The 17,461-nt window shown below is 38.1% G+C and carries 22 protein-coding genes and 1 riboswitch; of the genes, 13 read left to right on the top strand and 9 right to left on the bottom strand.

Features of this window, described 5'->3' with window-relative positions:
- Nucleotides 1-70: 70 nt before the first annotated feature.
- The gene (gene paaX, locus JFU50_RS04500) at nucleotides 71-970 is read left to right on the top strand and encodes a phenylacetic acid degradation operon negative regulatory protein PaaX (protein ID WP_242485320.1); all 900 of its coding nucleotides are present in this window, start codon (nucleotides 71-73) and stop codon (nucleotides 968-970) included.
- A 106-nt stretch (nucleotides 971-1,076) separates the two neighbouring features.
- Here the strand turns inward: paaX and JFU50_RS04495 are convergent, their stop codons facing one another.
- Complete coding sequence (locus tag JFU50_RS04495; RefSeq protein WP_201182228.1) at nucleotides 1,077-1,589, bottom strand: gamma carbonic anhydrase family protein; 513 nt, start codon at nucleotides 1,587-1,589, stop codon at nucleotides 1,077-1,079.
- Nucleotides 1,590-1,668: 79 nt separating this feature from the next.
- Here JFU50_RS04495 and JFU50_RS04490 point away from each other — a divergent pair, with 79 nt between their 5' ends.
- Entirely contained in the window at nucleotides 1,669-2,637 is a 969-nt protein-coding gene (locus JFU50_RS04490; RefSeq protein ID WP_201182226.1) for an NAD(P)H-dependent flavin oxidoreductase, read from the top strand.
- Nucleotides 2,638-2,867: 230 nt separating this feature from the next.
- Here the strand turns inward: JFU50_RS04490 and JFU50_RS04485 are convergent, their stop codons facing one another.
- The gene (locus tag JFU50_RS04485) at nucleotides 2,868-2,993 is read right to left on the bottom strand and encodes a YjcZ family sporulation protein (RefSeq protein WP_201182224.1); all 126 of its coding nucleotides are present in this window, start codon (nucleotides 2,991-2,993) and stop codon (nucleotides 2,868-2,870) included.
- A gap of 217 nt (nucleotides 2,994-3,210) precedes the next feature.
- Between JFU50_RS04485 and JFU50_RS04480 the strand changes: the two genes are divergently transcribed.
- The 5 genes from JFU50_RS04480 (at nucleotide 3,211) to JFU50_RS04465 (ending at nucleotide 7,732) form a co-directional block, all read left to right on the top strand.
- The gene (locus JFU50_RS04480; protein WP_201221872.1) at nucleotides 3,211-3,954 is read left to right on the top strand and encodes a metallophosphoesterase family protein; all 744 of its coding nucleotides are present in this window, start codon (nucleotides 3,211-3,213) and stop codon (nucleotides 3,952-3,954) included.
- A 100-nt stretch (nucleotides 3,955-4,054) separates the two neighbouring features.
- On the top strand, nucleotides 4,055-4,189 hold the full coding sequence (locus tag JFU50_RS31350; protein WP_274606912.1) for a hypothetical protein: 135 nt from the start codon (nucleotides 4,055-4,057) through the stop codon (nucleotides 4,187-4,189).
- Between the two features lie 215 nt (nucleotides 4,190-4,404).
- Entirely contained in the window at nucleotides 4,405-5,328 is a 924-nt protein-coding gene (locus tag JFU50_RS04475) for a cation diffusion facilitator family transporter (protein ID WP_201221870.1), read from the top strand.
- Nucleotides 5,329-5,625: 297 nt separating this feature from the next.
- Nucleotides 5,626-6,315, top strand: a complete 690-nt coding sequence (locus JFU50_RS04470) for a response regulator transcription factor (protein WP_201182220.1) — start codon at nucleotides 5,626-5,628, stop codon at nucleotides 6,313-6,315.
- A complete protein-coding gene (locus JFU50_RS04465; protein WP_207198776.1) occupies nucleotides 6,305-7,732 on the top strand; it encodes a HAMP domain-containing sensor histidine kinase in 1,428 nt (475 codons plus the stop codon). Before JFU50_RS04470 ends, JFU50_RS04465 begins: the two co-directional genes overlap by 11 nt.
- 36 nt (nucleotides 7,733-7,768) lie before the next feature.
- Here the strand turns inward: JFU50_RS04465 and spx (JFU50_RS04460) are convergent, their stop codons facing one another.
- On the bottom strand, nucleotides 7,769-8,188 hold the full coding sequence (gene spx, locus JFU50_RS04460; RefSeq protein ID WP_201182216.1) for a transcriptional regulator Spx: 420 nt from the start codon (nucleotides 8,186-8,188) through the stop codon (nucleotides 7,769-7,771).
- Nucleotides 8,189-8,242: 54 nt separating this feature from the next.
- Between spx (JFU50_RS04460) and JFU50_RS30400 the strand changes: the two genes are divergently transcribed.
- A complete protein-coding gene (locus JFU50_RS30400) occupies nucleotides 8,243-8,503 on the top strand; it encodes an ATP-binding protein (RefSeq protein WP_207198775.1) in 261 nt (86 codons plus the stop codon).
- A gap of 70 nt (nucleotides 8,504-8,573) precedes the next feature.
- On the opposite strand, the gene spx (JFU50_RS04450) is transcribed toward JFU50_RS30400, so the two are convergent.
- The gene (gene spx, locus JFU50_RS04450; RefSeq protein ID WP_201182212.1) at nucleotides 8,574-8,969 is read right to left on the bottom strand and encodes a transcriptional regulator Spx; all 396 of its coding nucleotides are present in this window, start codon (nucleotides 8,967-8,969) and stop codon (nucleotides 8,574-8,576) included.
- 150 nt (nucleotides 8,970-9,119) lie between these two features.
- Between spx (JFU50_RS04450) and JFU50_RS04445 the strand changes: the two genes are divergently transcribed.
- The 4 genes from JFU50_RS04445 to JFU50_RS04430 all read left to right on the top strand — a co-directional run bounded on the left by JFU50_RS04445 (nucleotide 9,120) and on the right by JFU50_RS04430 (nucleotide 11,391).
- A complete protein-coding gene (locus JFU50_RS04445; protein WP_201221866.1) occupies nucleotides 9,120-9,494 on the top strand; it encodes a hypothetical protein in 375 nt (124 codons plus the stop codon).
- Nucleotides 9,491-10,144, top strand: coding sequence for a molybdate ABC transporter permease subunit (gene modB / locus JFU50_RS04440; RefSeq protein ID WP_201221864.1), 654 nt, complete (start codon nucleotides 9,491-9,493; stop codon nucleotides 10,142-10,144). Before JFU50_RS04445 ends, modB begins: the two co-directional genes overlap by 4 nt.
- 356 nt (nucleotides 10,145-10,500) lie before the next feature.
- Nucleotides 10,501-10,995, top strand: a complete 495-nt coding sequence (locus JFU50_RS04435; RefSeq protein WP_201182198.1) for a hypothetical protein — start codon at nucleotides 10,501-10,503, stop codon at nucleotides 10,993-10,995.
- Nucleotides 10,996-11,193: 198 nt separating this feature from the next.
- Entirely contained in the window at nucleotides 11,194-11,391 is a 198-nt protein-coding gene (locus JFU50_RS04430; RefSeq protein ID WP_028393295.1) for a cold-shock protein, read from the top strand.
- 68 nt (nucleotides 11,392-11,459) lie between these two features.
- Here the strand turns inward: JFU50_RS04430 and JFU50_RS04425 are convergent, their stop codons facing one another.
- The 4 genes from JFU50_RS04425 to JFU50_RS04410 all read right to left on the bottom strand — a co-directional run bounded on the left by JFU50_RS04425 (nucleotide 11,460) and on the right by JFU50_RS04410 (nucleotide 15,566).
- A complete protein-coding gene (locus JFU50_RS04425; RefSeq protein ID WP_201182196.1) occupies nucleotides 11,460-11,627 on the bottom strand; it encodes a hypothetical protein in 168 nt (55 codons plus the stop codon).
- 140 nt (nucleotides 11,628-11,767) lie between these two features.
- Complete coding sequence (locus tag JFU50_RS04420) at nucleotides 11,768-12,187, bottom strand: flavodoxin domain-containing protein (protein ID WP_201221862.1); 420 nt, start codon at nucleotides 12,185-12,187, stop codon at nucleotides 11,768-11,770.
- On the bottom strand, nucleotides 12,177-13,229 hold the full coding sequence (locus JFU50_RS04415) for a ribonucleotide-diphosphate reductase subunit beta (protein ID WP_056531167.1): 1,053 nt from the start codon (nucleotides 13,227-13,229) through the stop codon (nucleotides 12,177-12,179). Before JFU50_RS04415 ends, JFU50_RS04420 begins: the two co-directional genes overlap by 11 nt.
- Before the next feature lie 39 nt (nucleotides 13,230-13,268).
- Nucleotides 13,269-15,566, bottom strand: a complete 2,298-nt coding sequence (locus JFU50_RS04410; protein WP_201221860.1) for a ribonucleoside-diphosphate reductase subunit alpha — start codon at nucleotides 15,564-15,566, stop codon at nucleotides 13,269-13,271.
- A gap of 137 nt (nucleotides 15,567-15,703) precedes the next feature.
- Nucleotides 15,704-15,884: riboswitch (cobalamin riboswitch) on the bottom strand.
- A gap of 294 nt (nucleotides 15,885-16,178) precedes the next feature.
- Between JFU50_RS04410 and JFU50_RS04405 the strand changes: the two genes are divergently transcribed.
- Nucleotides 16,179-17,108 (top strand): manganese-dependent inorganic pyrophosphatase, encoded by a 930-nt coding sequence (locus tag JFU50_RS04405; RefSeq protein WP_201221858.1) that lies wholly within the window; start codon nucleotides 16,179-16,181, stop codon nucleotides 17,106-17,108.
- Nucleotides 17,109-17,238: 130 nt separating this feature from the next.
- Here JFU50_RS04405 and JFU50_RS04400 read toward each other — a convergent pair whose 3' ends face one another.
- Nucleotides 17,239-17,385, bottom strand: coding sequence for a hypothetical protein (locus tag JFU50_RS04400; protein ID WP_201182188.1), 147 nt, complete (start codon nucleotides 17,383-17,385; stop codon nucleotides 17,239-17,241).
- Between the last annotated feature and the right edge of the window lie 76 nt (nucleotides 17,386-17,461).

Below are 17,461 nucleotides of genomic sequence, written 5' to 3'. Positions count from 1 at the left end.
TATTGCGGTTTCATTTTAAAAAGATATAATAATAATTATGTGTTCCGTGTGAAATCGGTAATAATGCTTAATGGATGAGGTGAGAAATATAGGTACAAATACACAATCCATGATTTTTACGATATACGGAGACTATATCCGTAATTATGGAAGTAAAATCTGGATAGGTAGTTTAATACGTTTATTAAAAGAATTCGGTCATAATGAGCAGGGTGTACGTGTAGCCGTTTCGCGAATGGTAAAGCAAGGTTGGATTCAGTCCGAAAAGCAAGGAAATAAAAGTTATTACTTTTTGACTGATCGCGGCGTGAAGCGAATGGAAGAAGCGGCAAATCGTATTTATAAGATGAAACCAAATGAATGGGACGGTAAATGGCGTATTTTAATGTATACGATACCTGAAGATAAACGGCAATTACGCGATGATCTTCGTAAGGAATTATTATGGAGCGGATTTGGCAGTTTTTCTAACGGTTGCTGGATTTCACCTAATAATTTGGAGAAAGAAATAAATCTTTTAATCGAGAAATATGACATCGGTGAATATGTGGATTTTTTCATTTCAGAATATAAGGGTCCACAGGAAAATCAGTCGCTTGTCGAGAAAAGCTGGCCATTAGCTGAGATTGAAAGTAAATATGAAGATTTCATTGAGAAATACAGTAAACAATTCATCGTTCATCAAAGCATCATTAGCAGAGGAGAAATGTCAGATGCGGATTGCTTTGTAGAACGAACAAATTTAGTTCATGAGTATCGTAAGTTTTTATTTATCGATCCGGGTCTTCCTAAAGAACTTTTGCCTTCAAAGTGGAACGGTAATCATGCAGCATTATTATTTAGTCAGTACTATCAAGTCTTGGCTGAACCAGCAAGCCGTTTCTTTGAAAGCGTATTTCAGGAAAACAATGATTTATGTAGGAAAGATGAAACCTATGATGCAAAGGATCATCCTCTTATTATTAAGTGAAAAAGAGCTGCAGAAAGTCACTAATGACAACTTACTGCAGCTCTTTTTTGTAATATAGTCTTTAAAGTAAATGGAGAAATCTCAGAGAATGTGGCAGCGCATACAATTAATCAAGAATTTCTTTAAAATCCTTTCCTTTTTGTACATATGTATCAATGGAAAGTTGAATTAATTCTAGATCTTTATCATTCAATTTGCGAACCACTTTCCCTGGAGAACCGATAACAAGCGAACGTGGAGGTATACTTTTACCAGCGGCAATCAATGTATTTGCCCCAATAATACATTCTTCGCCAATTTCGACATTATCCAAAATTGTAGATCCCATACCGATAATAGAACGTCTACCCACTTTACAGCCATGTAAAATAACGTTATGACCGACTGTTACTTCGTCTTCAATAACAACAGGACAACCTTCAAATAAATGAATGGTGGAGTTATCTTGAATACTGCACTTTTCTCCTATGGTAATTGAATCTTCATCGCCACGCAGTACAGAGTTAAACCAAATAGTAGATTCTTTCCCAATCGTAATATCACCAATTAAATGAGCACTAGGCGCTACAAAAACAGTTTCGTCAAATGAAGGCTTTTTATTGTTGTATGGAATAATCATATTATCGCTCCTTGTGAAAAGTCAGAATTGTTTTTCTATTAAATATAGTATAACATTAAATAGATAGGGAGGGTTAAAAGTGAAACATATTTGTGAGTTTTTTTCTATAAAATATCCAATAATACAAGGCGGTATGGGGAATATTAGCAACGCAAGTCTTGCGGCTGCTGTTTCTAATGCTGGGGGTCTAGGCACAATAGGGTGCGGTACAATGAATCCTGAACAGGTAGAAACTATTATTCTTGAAACAAAAGAAAAAACTAATAACACTTTTGCGTTGAACATCCCGATAAATGTTAGTCCATATACAGATGAGTTAATCAATCTTGTTTTTAAGCATGATATACCTATAGTATCTTTATCAGCAGGAAATCCTGCTCCTTTCATACCACTTTTACATAAAAAGAATATAAAAGTGATTGCTATTGTTGCGTCGGTCAAACATGCTCAAAAAGCGCAAGCCGCAGGGGCAGATGTATTAGTTGCGGAGGGGTTTGAAGCTGCCGGAATTAACTCTAATCTAGAATTAACAACATTTACACTTATCCCGCAAATTAGCAAGAATGTTACGGTACCGGTTTTTGCTGCAGGAGGAATTGGCAATGGACAGGGGTTAGCTGCTGCATTAATGCTTGGAGCTTCAGGCGTCCAGTTAGGAACCAGATTGATTGCTACAAAGGAAGCACCGTTTCATCCATCATATAAACAGAAACTACTCAAAGCAATTGATAATGACACGTGCATATTGGGACGATCCGTTGGTCAGGTTAGAAGAGTATTGAAGGACCCATACACAGTGAAAGTTTTAGATTTGGAGAAAAAAGGTCTGTCACCTGTGGATTATCGTGAAATGACATCAGAGGAACATCATATTAATGGTGCAATACACGGAGATGTTAAAAATGGTTTTATGAACAGCGGACAGGTGGCAGGATTGATTGATGATATTCCCACGGTTAAGGAATTACTTGATGGGATGATGAATGATGCGAAAAAACAAATGGAGGACAAGTTGAATAGTCTTTCCATGACCTTTACTCAAATGTAAAGCCATAGAAATCTAGCGGATGGATACCATCATTGCTAGTGGTTGATGTCTCGAGTAACTAGAAGTAAAGGGGAGAAGATTCCTATAAACGACGTATTGATATCACAGGGGAAAATCAAGGCGGAATTGCACTGATTGTCAACTGGTTCATTATGAAGACATGGAAACAAAAAGTAAATCAATAACAAAAAAGGCGCCGTAAGCAGGCGCCTTTTTATTATTATTTATTATCAGAATCCACCGAATCCCCAACTGCAGCCAATGATGATTAACAGGATAAATAACACAATCAGTAATGCAAATCCGTTATCGAAACCGCCACCATCGTCACAACATTCATTTCTGTGTCCACCCATTTAATTGTTCCTCCTCATACATATTATGAATTACATACCTAGTAAAACATCTTTACTGGGAATACTTCATACTATGTATTCTAGGCCGAAGTGTTTGCTTATTCATTGAAAATAGGCGTTGGCGTATGAAAGGAATAAGCCCGAATATTTTTTTGATGGCGTTTGAAATGTTATAATATACCATGTAGATTTTAAGAGAAGGGAGCTGAACTTAGTCATGAAAGTTGCCATTATAACGGATGTACATGGTAATGCTTCAGCGTTAAAAGCCGTTCTTAGGGTTATTGATGAAAGGGATGAGATTGATCATATCTATTGTTTAGGAGATATGGTTGGGATAGGTCCTGATACAAATGAAGTCCTGGATCTTTTATTTTCAAGAAATGATTTATCAATGATAACCGGAAATCATGATGAAGCAGTCCTGGCCATCATTAAAGGGGAACCGCATCCAGATGGTCACATTCATGTCAAAGAGCATCATGAATGGATAGCGGAAAGAATGAATCAAACTTTTATATCCAAACTGGAAAAATTGCCTCGCACCATACAACATATGATTAACAATTACTCCTTTTTCTTCACTCATTATCATATGGACCCGAAGAAACTAGATGAACACATAAGTCAAAATCCATTTAGTAAAATCGTTGAACCGAATCTAAATAACTTAGAAAGACTATTTAAGAATCAGTTTCACCATTTAATTGGATTTGGACATCATCATCCCATACATCATTTTAGAAATGACCAAACTATATACTTAAACCCAGGTTCACTCGGATGTAATAGTGAACCAGTTGCACCTTATGCCATTGTTTCGATTGAAGACAGCGGTATTCAGGTGAATCTTGAAAAAGTCACATATGATAACTCATTGTTTTTATTATCGTATAAGAACTTACAAGTTCCTGAACACGAATTCATTATACGTGCTTTCCATGGGAATCAGAGAGTTTAGGACGTTAATAAATTATAAAAAATGGGAGGATATTCAGCATAAAGGTACATGCATGGGGATACGATAATAGGCAAAACATGATTCTTTTGGAGGTAAGGCTATGAAAGAAAAAGTACGAGATATAAATCTTCAGGGACAAGAAGAGATAGAACAACACAGTCTTGTCTGTAATAATGAACTGTTTAATAAGGACCTTCTAGCCATTGTAGATGATACAATGCAAGAGGAAGGATGACGGGGCGGAACACGCTGAAGGAATTTAGTTTGCAACGTTTATTTAGCTTTAAAATGGCGAAGACCAACTGCATTTCGAAATCAAATAATCTCTCGGATTTTTTCATGCACTATCTCCATAATTGTACAGCAGAAAATGAGAAAGTGAATCATTTGAAACCATTCTGAATTTATCCCATACTATATATAAGCTTTAAATCCGAGAGGAGGGATAGCATGGGACATCAGCATGGTCACTCTCATGATCATGGACATCACCATCATCATTCTGAAAATAAAAAAGCTTTGTTGGCATCTTTTTTACTGATTTCCACATTTATGGTCGTCGAAGTAATAGGAGGATTTATGACAAATAGTCTGGCTTTATTGTCAGATGCAGGTCATATGCTAAGTGATGCGGCTGCACTAGGCCTAAGCTATACAGCGATAAGATTGGGTGAAAAAAAAGCAACACAGACTAAATCTTATGGATATAAGCGATTTGAAATCATTGCTGCATGTTTGAATGGTTTGACCTTGATTGTTATATCAGTATTTATTTTCATCGAGGCGATTAGAAGGTTTGTGAATCCTCCTGAGGTGCAAAGTCTAGGAATGTTAATGATTTCAATCATTGGCTTACTGGTGAATATCATTGCAGCATGGATTTTAATGAGCGGAGATAAAGACGATAACTTGAATGTACGGAGTGCCTTTTTACATGTAATTGGCGATATGCTTGGTTCAGTGGGTGCAATTGCGGCAGCACTCTTGATTTATTTCTTCGATTGGGGAATCGCAGACCCGATTGCAAGTGTTGTTGTAGCGATTTTAATTATTATCAGCGGCTTTAGAGTAGTGAGGGATTCTTTCCATATCTTGATGGAGGGGACACCCGATCAAGTAGATATGGAAGAAGTGAAAACTTCATTGAAAGAATTGCCGAATGTGTCCGATGTCCATGATCTCCATATCTGGACGATTACATCTGGGTTTTTGACGATGAGCTGTCATGCTGTTATTGATGAAAACGGCAATCACGATACAGTTTTAGCAGAAGCGCAAAAGCTTCTTCATGATCAATTTGGTATTGAACACAGTACAATTCAAGTGGAAAGACAGGAAGTGGGCTGTCCAAATCCCCACGAGACATGTAATTGAAAAGAGGTTGGCTCAAGTGTCAGAGCCAACCTCTTTAAGGTGTTAGTAAAAGGGAAATCCTCAGAAAGCACAAGCAACAATTTTATTTCTCAGTGTTAGACTAGAGAGAACGTTTAAAAAAAAGGAAGAGGAGCAGAGGTAATAGAAATACTATGTAGAAAAAGCATCCGCGAATTTTACTGCGAACATAATCCTGACACATTAAAAGGGTATGATGGAGAAAAAATGCCTTGCTGACTTGAATGGTTGGCGAATGCAAAATGATTCCACTATAATTCAGGAAGGAGGAATCCCTTAATGAAGAAAATTCTTGTCGTTGAAGATGAAATTGCCATTTCTATGGTATTGAAAGCATATTTAGAGCGTGAGGGTTTTGATGTAGTCCAAGTATATGATGGGCTAAAGGCTGTTCCTATTTTTGAAGAAACGAACCCAGACCTTGTGCTACTTGATGTAATGCTACCTGGTAAGGAAGGTTGGGACATCTTGAAGGAAATTCGGGAGAACGATATGTGCCCGGTTATTATGTTGACTGCGCTGAACGATGTTGATTACCGATTATCTGGATTTAAGTCAGGCGCAGATGATTATATCTCTAAACCTTTTGTTGCCGATGAAGTCGTGGCCAGGGTACATGCCGTTTTAAGAAGATCCTCGACGATTGTTGGTGAAGAAAATCATATACATCAGTTTGGTAGTTTATCCATTGATGATCAATCCTATATGGTGAAATTAAAAGGGGAAGAGATAAACTTGACGCCTCGTGATTTGTCGCTGCTCATTTTTTTCGCTAAGCATCCGAATCAGATTTTTACTAGAGAGCAGCTACTCGATCAAGTATGGGGCATGGATTATGATGGAAGTGACCGCGCCGTGGACCTGGCGATCAAACGAATAAGAAAGGCAATCGATTCATGGCCTTCTTGTGAAGGGGAAATTAAAACATTGCGTGGATTGGGGTATCAATTTAGTGTCTATGAAAACTAGAAAAAGAACCACTTTGCAGCGCTATTGGACGAAGAGATACGTATTGACCCTGATTTCGGGATTGGTATTATTATCTATTTTTTCATTGTGGTGGATGGAAAAAACCGCATTAGAATATAGGTTAAGCCTCCTTAAGTACTTAGCTGATGAAACATCTGACCGTGCGATAAAGGCAAATGGCCAGATTGTCGTTGGGCCTATCCTTTCGGAAATCGTTGAGGAAAGGGAAAAAATCCTTCACTTGAACCAGCAGCCAATTATCTATATCGTCGATCCCGATGGCAGTATCATTTATACGATGCCTCAATTATATATCGATGCAGATGAAAATAAGCTTCCTAACGTTATTATGAAAAATGCTGAATTAATTCAGAAGGTCAAAATTTCGGACAACAAAGTATATGTCGTCAAATCGCCTATTACCTTTAATGATGAGACTAAGGGGTGGGTAGTCATTGCCCAGGAAGAAGGGGCATTAAAAGAAATCAACCAGGACCATGGCTTGTTGGCAATCATGATTGGAGGCCTCCTCGTGCTGGGCACAGGAGTCATTTATCTACTTTCGAGACAGATTTCGAGGCCAATCCAAGACGTCGCTAACGCTGCTGTTCAGGTTCGTGAGGGCAACTATGACATCCATTTCAAAGAGGAAGAGGAAATAAGGGAAGAAGAAATTTATGAACTAATAGAGTCATTTAAGGAAATGACCAATCGTTTAAAGGTCATGGAAAAATTAAGGGCGGAATTGCTTGCCGGTGTCACCCATGATTTGAAAACGCCGGTTACTTCCATTAGCGGACTAATCCAAGCAGTTAAGGATGATGTTGTTACCGGAGAGCAAAGTAAGGAATTCTTGGATATTTCCTTAAAGGAAACACAACGCTTGCAAGGAATGATAGAGGACTTGCTTAATTATAATGCTATTTCGGCAGGCGCCTTTAAAATTCGAGTGCAAAAAGAAAATATTAATACATTCATCCAGGAAATCGCCTATCGTTGGCAAGTCACCCAGGATGATCAAGAGTTTAATCTGGACATAAAGGTTCCTGAAGAACCTATTTTTGGCCAAATTGATTCCTTGCGGATGCAGCAAATTGTCATTAACCTTTTAAATAATGCCAGGCATTCACTTGATGGCATAGGGAAACTAGAGATTAATCTTTATGAGAAGGAAGACAATAGGATATGTATTGATGTGCAGGACAGTGGCCGAGGAATTCCTGTACATGAACAACAGTATGTATTCGAACCGTTTTATCGAGGTGAAGACAAAAAGCTGAAGATACGTGGTTTAGGATTAGGACTGCCATTCAGCAAGATGCTTGCCAAAGCGCAAAAGGGAGATCTTGTGCTGAAAGAAAGTAATGAACAAGGGACTACGTTTACAATTATTGTAGAGAAAGCAAATCAGATATAAAAAAAGGGTTGTCCGCTTTAATGGACAACCCTCTAATTAAGCACCGATGTGGGATGGTTGATAATCCAGTTGGCTGATTGCGCGCCATAATTGAACATGACGTACATTTCTAGGAAGGAAGCGTCCCATTTCTTCTTCGTTATAACCGGCATGTAAATTCTTATGGTCAAAAATAATTGGTCGGCGAAGTAAATCCGGGTTATCTTGAATAAGCTTACAAAGATCATTTAATGGTGTATTATTTATATCGATATTTAAGCTACTGAATTTTTTAGAACGGGTTGAGATGATTTCATCTGTACCGCCTTCTGTTTTACGTAAAACCTCTTTAATTTCTTCTATAGAAAGCGGTTGTGAATATAAATTACGTTCATTGTAGGGAATTTCGTTTTTCTTAAGCCAAGCTTTTGCTTTACGACAGGCTAAACTGCTTGGAGTAGTATAAATTGTTACCATTTAAAATCGACTCCTTCAAAGTGTTAAAGTTTATGGAATGAATTATTTTTGTATTTGTTATACTCTTACTTTAACGTTTCTTTGTGTCAGCAATATGTCAAGAAAATAAACTTAAAAGTTATTTTAATTCCTGTACATGAACAACAGTATGTGTTCGAACCATTTTATCGAGGTGAAAACAAAAAGCTGAAGATACGTGGTTTAGAGTCGCCATTCAGCAAGATGCTTGCCAAAGCGCAAAAGGGAGATCTTGTGCTGAAAGAAAGTAATGAACAAGGGACGACGTTTACAATTATTGTAGAGAAATCAAATTAGATATAGAAAAAAGGGTTGTCCGCTTTAATGGACAACCCTCTTATTATGCAACTGAATGTAGGATGGTTGATTAAGCCAATTGGCTGATTGCACGCCATAATTGAATATGACGTACTTTTCTAGGAAGGAAGCGCCCCATTTCTTCTTCGTTATAACCGGCATGCAAGTTCTTATGGTCGAAAATGATTGGTCGGCGAAGTAAATCCGGGTTATCTTGAATAAGCTTACAAAGATCATTAAGTGGTGTATTATTTATATCGATATTTAAGCTATTGAATTTTTTAGAACGGGTTGAGATGATTTCATCTGTACCGCCTTCTGTTTTACGTAAAATCTCTTTAATTTCTTCTATAGAAAGAGGTTGTGAATATAAATTACGTTCATTGTAGGAAATTTCGTTTTTCTTAAGCCAAGCTTTTGCTTTACGACAGGCTAAACTGCTTGGAGTAGTATAAATTGTTACCATTTAAAATCGACTCCTTCAAAGTGTTAAAAGTTTATGGAATGAAATTATTTTTGTTTTTGTGATACTCTTACTTTAACGTTTCTTTGTGTCAGCAATATGTCAAGAAAAATAAACTTAAAAGTTATTTTGAAAAGAAAGGGAGAAAATGAAATGCAATCTGCCTTTAATAAAGAAAACAATGATAGTACGCTGCCATATAATTTTGATTCTTTAGTGCGGCAACAGCAGCAAATTTTCAATGTTACACCGGTTAATTTGTTTAATTCAGCGGATGAATCTCCATTTAATTGCATAGTGAATGATTGGATCATTAACGACTGCATTGATTTTATAGGCAATAAAACCATAATGGCATTACATAAGGATGAAGATAATAAGTCGAAAGCAGAGAAGACAGCTACGAGCAACACACCAAAAATTGTTAAAGCCGGGCAATATGTGATGGAATCGTTCGATTCAATGCAAGTAACGAACACAGTCCAAGATACGCTCGTTTTTTCTAAGGATGTGTGGATAGTATCATGACAGCAGATTTTTGGTCACCAGTCAGACTATCGATCCAGGTAGCGGGACTCGCAGGTATCATTGTTTTTATTTTAGGAATTTTCCTTGCACGAATAATGGCTAAAAAGCAATTCAGAGGAAAAATCCTATTGGAAACCGCATTTTTATTACCACTTGTTTTGCCTCCTTCTGTCGTCGGCTTTTTATTGATTGTGATTTTTGGGAAAAACGGAAAGCTGGGTGAATTCATTGAAAGGGTTTTTAATCAGCCCTTAATGTTCACATGGTGGGCAGCGGTTATTGCATCTACCGTTGTCGCTTTTCCACTTATGTACCAATCCGCTAAAACAGGTTTTGAAGGTATAGATGAAGAAATCGAGAATGCAGCAAGAGTTGATGGGGCAGGCGAGTGGAAGTTGTTTCTGCTAGTATCCCTTCCATTGGCTGTTAAATCAATCGTCACAGGTGCCATATTGAGTTCTGCACGGGCTTTGGGTGAATTCGGGGCGACGCTTATGTTTGCCGGAAATATTCCCGGACAGACACAGACAATTCCTACCGCTATTTATATCGCCATGGACTCCGGGAATATGACATTAGCCTGGCTATGGGTCGGTGTAATCATTGCTATTTCATTCATCATGCTCTTTGTCGTGACGTTCATTAAATGAATGATTTTTTTCATATAGGCTAATAAAAAAATGAGGTGCGGCTTCTACATCTTTTGTATGCGTGAAGCCGTTTTTTTCGTACAGTTTTCTTGCAGGCAGGTTCATTTTACCGGTAGAAACGGATAGTTTTTCCCAAGATGATTCAGCAGTGTTTCTTCTGCTTCTATCTGATAGGCTTTTTTCTGAAGCATAAAAAGCTGTTGTCCATAATTAGAGTCTAGGACTTGAATTTTTTTTATCAAATAATCACAGCCTTTAGTTACATTATAATAGATGATGACGAGGAAGATTATTGTTTCTAATCAGTCTATGTTATAATCGACAAACAATATGAACTAATGAAATGAGGAAGAAATTTGTTAACATTTGAAGAAAAATTGAGCATTATTGAAACTTTTCCTGAATTACAGAGGAAAGATGTTTCACTGGGCCGTGTGAATTTCCACTATCTAGAAAGTGTCCAAGAGAAAAAGATCGTCGTTCAGCACCTGCATCCAAATGGAAATGGATTCGTATACGCAGGGCATATGAGAAAGAAAGAAACTGACCGTAAAGGATTTATCAATATACGTGACTATACTGAAGAGGAATTAAAAGATTTGATTCAAAAAAGCATAGCTTATCTATCCGAACCTCCGATTGAAATCGAAGAAGAAGAAGTAAACGAGTTCGCTAGGTTGGAAGGAACATGGATTGGACTTGAAAAGCAGGAGCTTTCGCTTGTAAGAGAAGATCAACTCTGGAACGTATACTCTGGATCGAATTTGGAGGAGTGTTTCGAGAGCCCGATTGAGGCAGAGCGCTATTTACTGGACGAAGGTTTCCGCCAAAGCAAGAAGAGAAAAATGTAGAATTTTAGGATAATTTGTCGTTGGAATTACAGCGATAATCTTGTTTTTTTTTGATTTTCCATGATATAATATAAGTAATTATTTTTGTTCGGAATAAGTTTGATAGATGGATTTACCGTTATAGGATTCCTCTTGAAACATTATCCAGAACCAAAAATAGTAATAAAATGGATTTTTCCAAACACAGGAGGAACTATCATGGTACAAGGTAAAGTAAAATGGTTTAACGCAGAAAAAGGTTTCGGTTTCATCGAAGTTGAAGGCCAAGACGATGTATTCGTACATTTCTCAGCTATCCAAGGCGAAGGCTTCAAAACTCTTGAAGAAGGCCAAGAAGTTTCTTTCGAAATCGAGCAAGGCGCTCGTGGACCACAAGCAGCTAACGTTCAAAAATAATTGAACGCTTATAAAAAAAGACTCCGATTCTGGAGTCTTTTTATTTTTCCTCTGAAAAGAAAAAATTTTTAATCCCCTTTTCTGTTGGCTATTTCCTTAAGTAATTTATCCAATTTTTCTTCGATCCGTTTAGAGCGATTAAAATGCTGGGACAGGTTAATTACTAAAAATATTAAGATTACTGCAAACAATAGCATAAAAAGTATGGGGAGTAACTGAGCGATAGTATCAGCCATAGGATTTCTCCTTTTTTCTTCATTATATACCATTATTATCCTTAGTATGATGCAGGGATTAAATGATGTTCATAATCAGGATTCTGTTTTTTACTAATTAACGAATGAAAGGGATATGCATAATCGCATATCCCTTTCATTCAGTTCCTAAATAAAGAGGCGAACTTTTGAAGTCTTGGCAAGTCTGATTCTTGATACATTTGTTCGATTTTTAAAGTCACCAATAACTGGCTCTTTGCAAATAGCATGTCCCGAAAATGATCGACCGCTCCGCAAAAATGATTGTAATTGGTTTCTCCTGTCCCGAAGACGCCTGTCTTTAGATGAGAAATCGGTAATTGCTCTAGTTCCGCATAAAAGGCAGCTGTTTTGGCAGGAAGCTCTCCATTACCCCATGTATAGGTACCGATGATCAATGCATCGTATTCTGGCAATATACCGGTATCAAATTCGCTAGTTCGAAAAAGTTCTGCTTCTGGCAAAAGGGAAGCAAGGGCTTCAGCTAGAGCTTTTGTATTGCCGCCGGCCGAATGATAGACAATTGCAATTTTATAGCTCATCGAACCCATTGCTAGCATTTACTTGACTGTATGTTCTTGATTTTTGTTCAAAGAAATCAGTTTTGGTGAGGCCAATAGATTCGTCGTCGAATGTTTTAATCCATGGCATCGGGTTCTCACTATACTCTTGGTACAAGTTTTCAAGTCCTAGCATACGCAGTCGTTTGTTGGCGATGTACTCGATGTACTCGTTGAATTCTTCCAAGTCGAGATCTGCTTTGGTTTGGATATCCTCAAGCATATACTCAGACCATTCTTTTTCAAGTTCAACTGCTCTTTCAATCGTTGTATAGATGAACTTCGTGTTTTCTTCATTATTTAACTCCGGGTATTCATACATCAAGATTTGTACGAGCATTCCGATGAAATCGAAGTGAACCATTTCATCGCGATGTATATAGGAAATCATTGTAGCCGAACCAGTCATTAGGTTTTGACGCCCTAAGTTGTAATAGAAGGCGAATGCCAGGTAGAAATAAATACCTTCGAGGTTCGTGGAATGGATGAGAGCTTCAAATAAGTGTTGAGGACTAGGATCGTCCACAAACGTTTGATAGGCGTCCACAATCGGTTGATTCCGCTTTATCACTTCAGGGTGTTCTTTAATGCGGTCGAAAAGTTGTTTTTGCTTGCCTACCGGAATCAAGGAAGCAAGGATATAGGAATAAGATTCATTATGAATAGATTCCTGCTGGGCCATGTTGGCCAGGATCGCTTTTGCTGCCGGGTCTTTGATGTAACGAAGGATTTCCACTAAAGTCGGCGTTTGAAGGCTGTCCATTCCTGCAATCATTGTAAGGATATCAAGGAAAGCATCCTGGATATCTTCATCTAATTCGCCCCACTGCTTTTTATCCTGAATCATGTTCACGCTCGAAGGCTTCCAAAAGTTATTGATGAGTTGTGTATACGTATCATAGAATTTTTCATACTGAATATCGTTCCAAAGGAGAAAGCCTGAAGCTTCCCCTTTGAATACGCCCGTTGCTTTAGTTGGATGCGTAGGTTCGAGCATCCGGATTTTTTTGATATGATTGGTCATTCGTAAAACTCCTTTAAAAATAGATTACTGATTTGATCGTTAACTTGAGCAACTTTCGCAGGCATTATCATATTCAGATGAAGTGGAACGAACATAATATGTTGATTTCAATCCGCTTTCCCATGCTGTTAAATGGATATCCAATAGAACTTTAGCCTTGATTGTGTTGTGGACATACAGGTTAAAGCTGATAGCTTGGTCAATATGACGCTGACGGGCTGCATTTTGTCTGATGCTTTCCAGTTGGTCCAAGTTAAATCGTGTTTTTTTATAATATTCATACGTATTAGGCGTCAATCCGGGTGCTGTCACTTTGAATTTGAAGTTTTTCTTTTCTTCATAAAATTCAATTTCATATAAGGGATCGATTCCATCAGTGGAGTTACCGATTTTAGCCGTTGATGAATTAGGTGCAATGGCCATTAAATATCCATTACGGGTACCGTGTAGCTGCACATTTTCTTTTAAATCCATCCATTTTTCATCGGTATAGTCACGAAGTTCGAAATATTGGCCTGTATGCCAATCAGATCCTTCAAAATATGGGTACGTTCCTTTTTCCTTAGCCAATTCATTAGACGCTTTGATTGTTAAGTAAGCAATTTTTTCGTATAAAGTATCAGCATATTGAACGGCCTCATCTGATTCCCAATATATATTCTGGGTGGCAAGTAAATGATGCCATCCAAATGTTCCTAAGCCAATTGCCCGGTAACGCTTGTTTGAGATGGATGCTTGCTTGACCGGAAGACTGTTCACATCAATGACGTTATCGAGCATGCGGATCTGAATCGGAATCAATCTTTCTAATACATCGCTACTTACCGCGCGAGGCAGGTTAATGGAAGAAAGGTTACATACAACGAAATCGCCGCTTTTACGAACTACAACTACATCGCCATCTTCAGTTTCGTATTCATCCGTGATCGTTGAAGGGCTTAAGTTTTGAGCAATCTCTGTGCAAAGGTTGGAACAATAAATCATTCCTTTATGTTTATTAGGATTCTTACGGTTCACTTCATCACGGTAGAACATATACGGTACGCCTTCTTCTAGCTGAGAAATCATAATGCTCTTCATAATGTCCATCGCGTTGATTTTTTCAAAGCTATAGCTAGGAAGTGTGCCATTTTCCGCAGCCTCCACAGCGAGAGCGTAATGATTTCTGAAGCTTCCTTCGCCTTTTTTCTCGTCATAAAAATCTTCGAGTGAGAATCCAAGGGTTTGCTTTACGGTATGTGGGTCGAAAAGATACCATTCTTTCCGATCGCGTACGGCTTCCATGAACAGATCAGGAATACATACACCTGTAAAAATATCATGAGCTTTCAACCGGTCATCACCGTTTTGTGTCTTTAAGTCAAGGAAACTCATGATATCTTTATGCCAGGCATCCAAATAAATCGCGATTGCCCCTTTACGCTGGCCCAATTGATCGACGCTGACAGCAGTCTGGTTAAACAAACGGATCCAAGGGGTCGTGCCTGAACTGTTTCCAGAAAAACCACGGATATCAGAGCCAAGTGAGCGGATTTTACCGACATAAAGTCCTACACCACCGCCGAATTTAGATACTTTAGCGGCATCGTAGTTGGATAGATAAATGCCATCAATAGAATCTTCAATCGCGTCAATAAAGCATGAACTTAACTGACCGTGAGTTTTTCCTGCGTTTGATAGGGTAGGTGTCGCGACGGTCATATACAGATTGGACATCGCCCAGTATGCCTCTTTGACAAGTTGCAGGCGGTGTTCTGTTTTTTCCATTCTCATAATTTCCATAGCGATGATCATGAAGCGCTCCTGAGGCAGTTCGTAGACCTTGTCTTTTTTCGGACGGGCTAGGTAGCGGTCGTTTAATAAGTAGATACCGATATAAGAAAATAGTTTATCTTTTTCCGGATCGATCACTAAGCCTAATTCTTCAATTTCTTCTTTGGAGTAAGAGTCGAGTAGTTCGGGTTTATAAATTGGGTAGCGTTCCCCCTCTTGCTGTTGAGAGAGTCCTGCGATTAATTCATAGAACGGTCCGTAGCTCACGCCCTCATAACCGCGATTCGCTTGTGCATCCCTGTACATCGTATTCAAAAGTTCTGCCGCAGCAACAAACGTCCAATCTGGAGCATCTATGTCTACACTTTCGAGAGCAAGCTGGATCAGTTTTTTTGAAGTTTGTTCTTCTGTTGAGTCACTTTTACGATCTAGCCATTTTGTAAAACGCTTTTTGAACTTTTCCATATCTAGCCGGCCTTCGAATTCCTTGGATAACATCTCAAGCTGGATAGAACTTGTTTCTGTGTCATTTTTCACTATAGTAGAGTTATATGTTTGAGTCATGAATAATCCTCCTTGTAAACTTCCATTAAATAAAAAAATCCGCCCAATAAATTGAGCGGATCAAACGATAGAATAAAAGAGCCATGAAAAAATAGCCGTTATACTATCGTTTCATCATCTCAATCCCCGAAGAATAAGAAACGTGAAAAATCCAGGCAGGTCTCCTGACTCATGATCATCCTACTTTGAGTTCTTCCCGTATAAAGAGCTATACAGTGGTTTTCTCATTTCGTCACATTTACAGTTGCGGGGACAGTTCCGGGTTTACACCGGATTCCCTTTTCAGCCATCACTGGCACCTTGGATTACAAATAATTCTATATATAGTTATGTGTGTTGTTTTTAATATCAATATCTAGTATTTCTGCTTATATTATCGTAATCCATATGAGACGATAATTCAACTAATATATTTGATAAAAACCAATCCTTATCTATTGACAAAGTGAGGGGAGAGGGAAAAAGAGTGAAAGAATTAATAGGAAAATGGGAAATTCAAACGCTGAATGTAAGAGATTTTATGTTAAAATAAAGTGTATAGTAAAGGTGGCTCTCCCTTATTGTAATGATGGGGGTTCCCAGAAAAATATTTATTAAAAAGGAGAAATAATCTTGGAAAAAGTATTAGTTTTTGGACATAAAAACCCAGATACAGACACAATTTGTTCAGCTATCGCTTATGCGGATCTGAAAAAACAACTAGGTATCAATGCTGAACCTGTTCGTCTTGGTGAAGTGAATGGTGAAACTCAATATGCATTAGACCAATTCAAATTCGAAGCTCCTCGTCTTGTAGAAAAAGTGGCAGGCGAAGCGGATGGTGTGATTTTAGTCGATCACAACGAACGCCAGCAAAGTGCAGAAGACATTGACCAAGTCCGTGTTTTAGAAGTTATCGACCACCACCGTATCGCTAACTTTGAAACAAGTGATCCTTTATATTACCGCGCAGAACCAGTTGGTTGCACGGCAACTATTTTAAATAAAATCTATAAAGAAAACGGTATTGAAGTGCCTAAAGCAATCGCAGGTCTAATGCTATCTGCCATCATTTCCGATTCTTTATTGTTCAAATCTCCAACCTGCACAGAGCAAGATGTTGCAGCAGCAATGGAATTAGCGGAGATTGCCGGAGTAAATGCTGAAACATATGGCTTAGAAATGTTAAAAGCAGGCGCTGACCTGAGCGACAAAACAATTGCCCAGCTAATTACTCTTGATGCAAAAGAATTCTCTATGGGAACTGCGAAAGTGGTGATTGCTCAAGTCAATGCTGTGGATCCGAACGAAGTTCTTGCAAAACAAGCTGAATTAGAAGCAGCTATTGAAGCTGTTATTGCTACGAAAGAATTAGATTTATTCTTATTCGTTGTAACGGATATTTTAACAAATGATTCTGTTGCCTTGGCTCTTGGGAAATCAACGGAAGCAGTTGAAAAAGCGTATAACGTTACATTGAGCAACAACATTGCCGTCTTAGAAGGCGTTGTATCACGTAAAAAACAAATCGTGCCGGTTTTAACGGACATATTCAGTAAATAAAGATGTGAAAAGGGTGCTCTGAATACTTCGAGCACCCTTTTTATGTAATATTGTGAGGGTCAACAAATTTCAATCATGTCTATAAAAAAGGACTCAAACAAGCCATTTAAATGACGTTTGAGTCTTTTTTTTAATTCAAGGCTTCCTTCTCTTTTTCATAGGCGATAATAATTAGTTCTTTATTTGCGTCTTGGCCTAGCTTGCTTTCAAAGCTTCTTAGTTCATTCAGTAAATCTTGTGACAGGTTTGCTGCCGTATAATCCTGCTCGGATATCATACTTTTTGCTCCTTCCATCTAGATATATTTCATGTTATCTATTTTGTCGGTTTAAAAAGTTTCTATTCAGCAAAAT

It is taken from the genome of Peribacillus sp. TH14 (genome assembly GCF_016651145.1).
Classification (GTDB): Bacteria; Bacillota; Bacilli; order Bacillales; family DSM-1321; genus Peribacillus; species Peribacillus butanolivorans.
The sequence above is the reverse complement of the archived record's forward strand: the minus strand, read 5'-3'. Positions and strand labels throughout refer to the sequence as shown.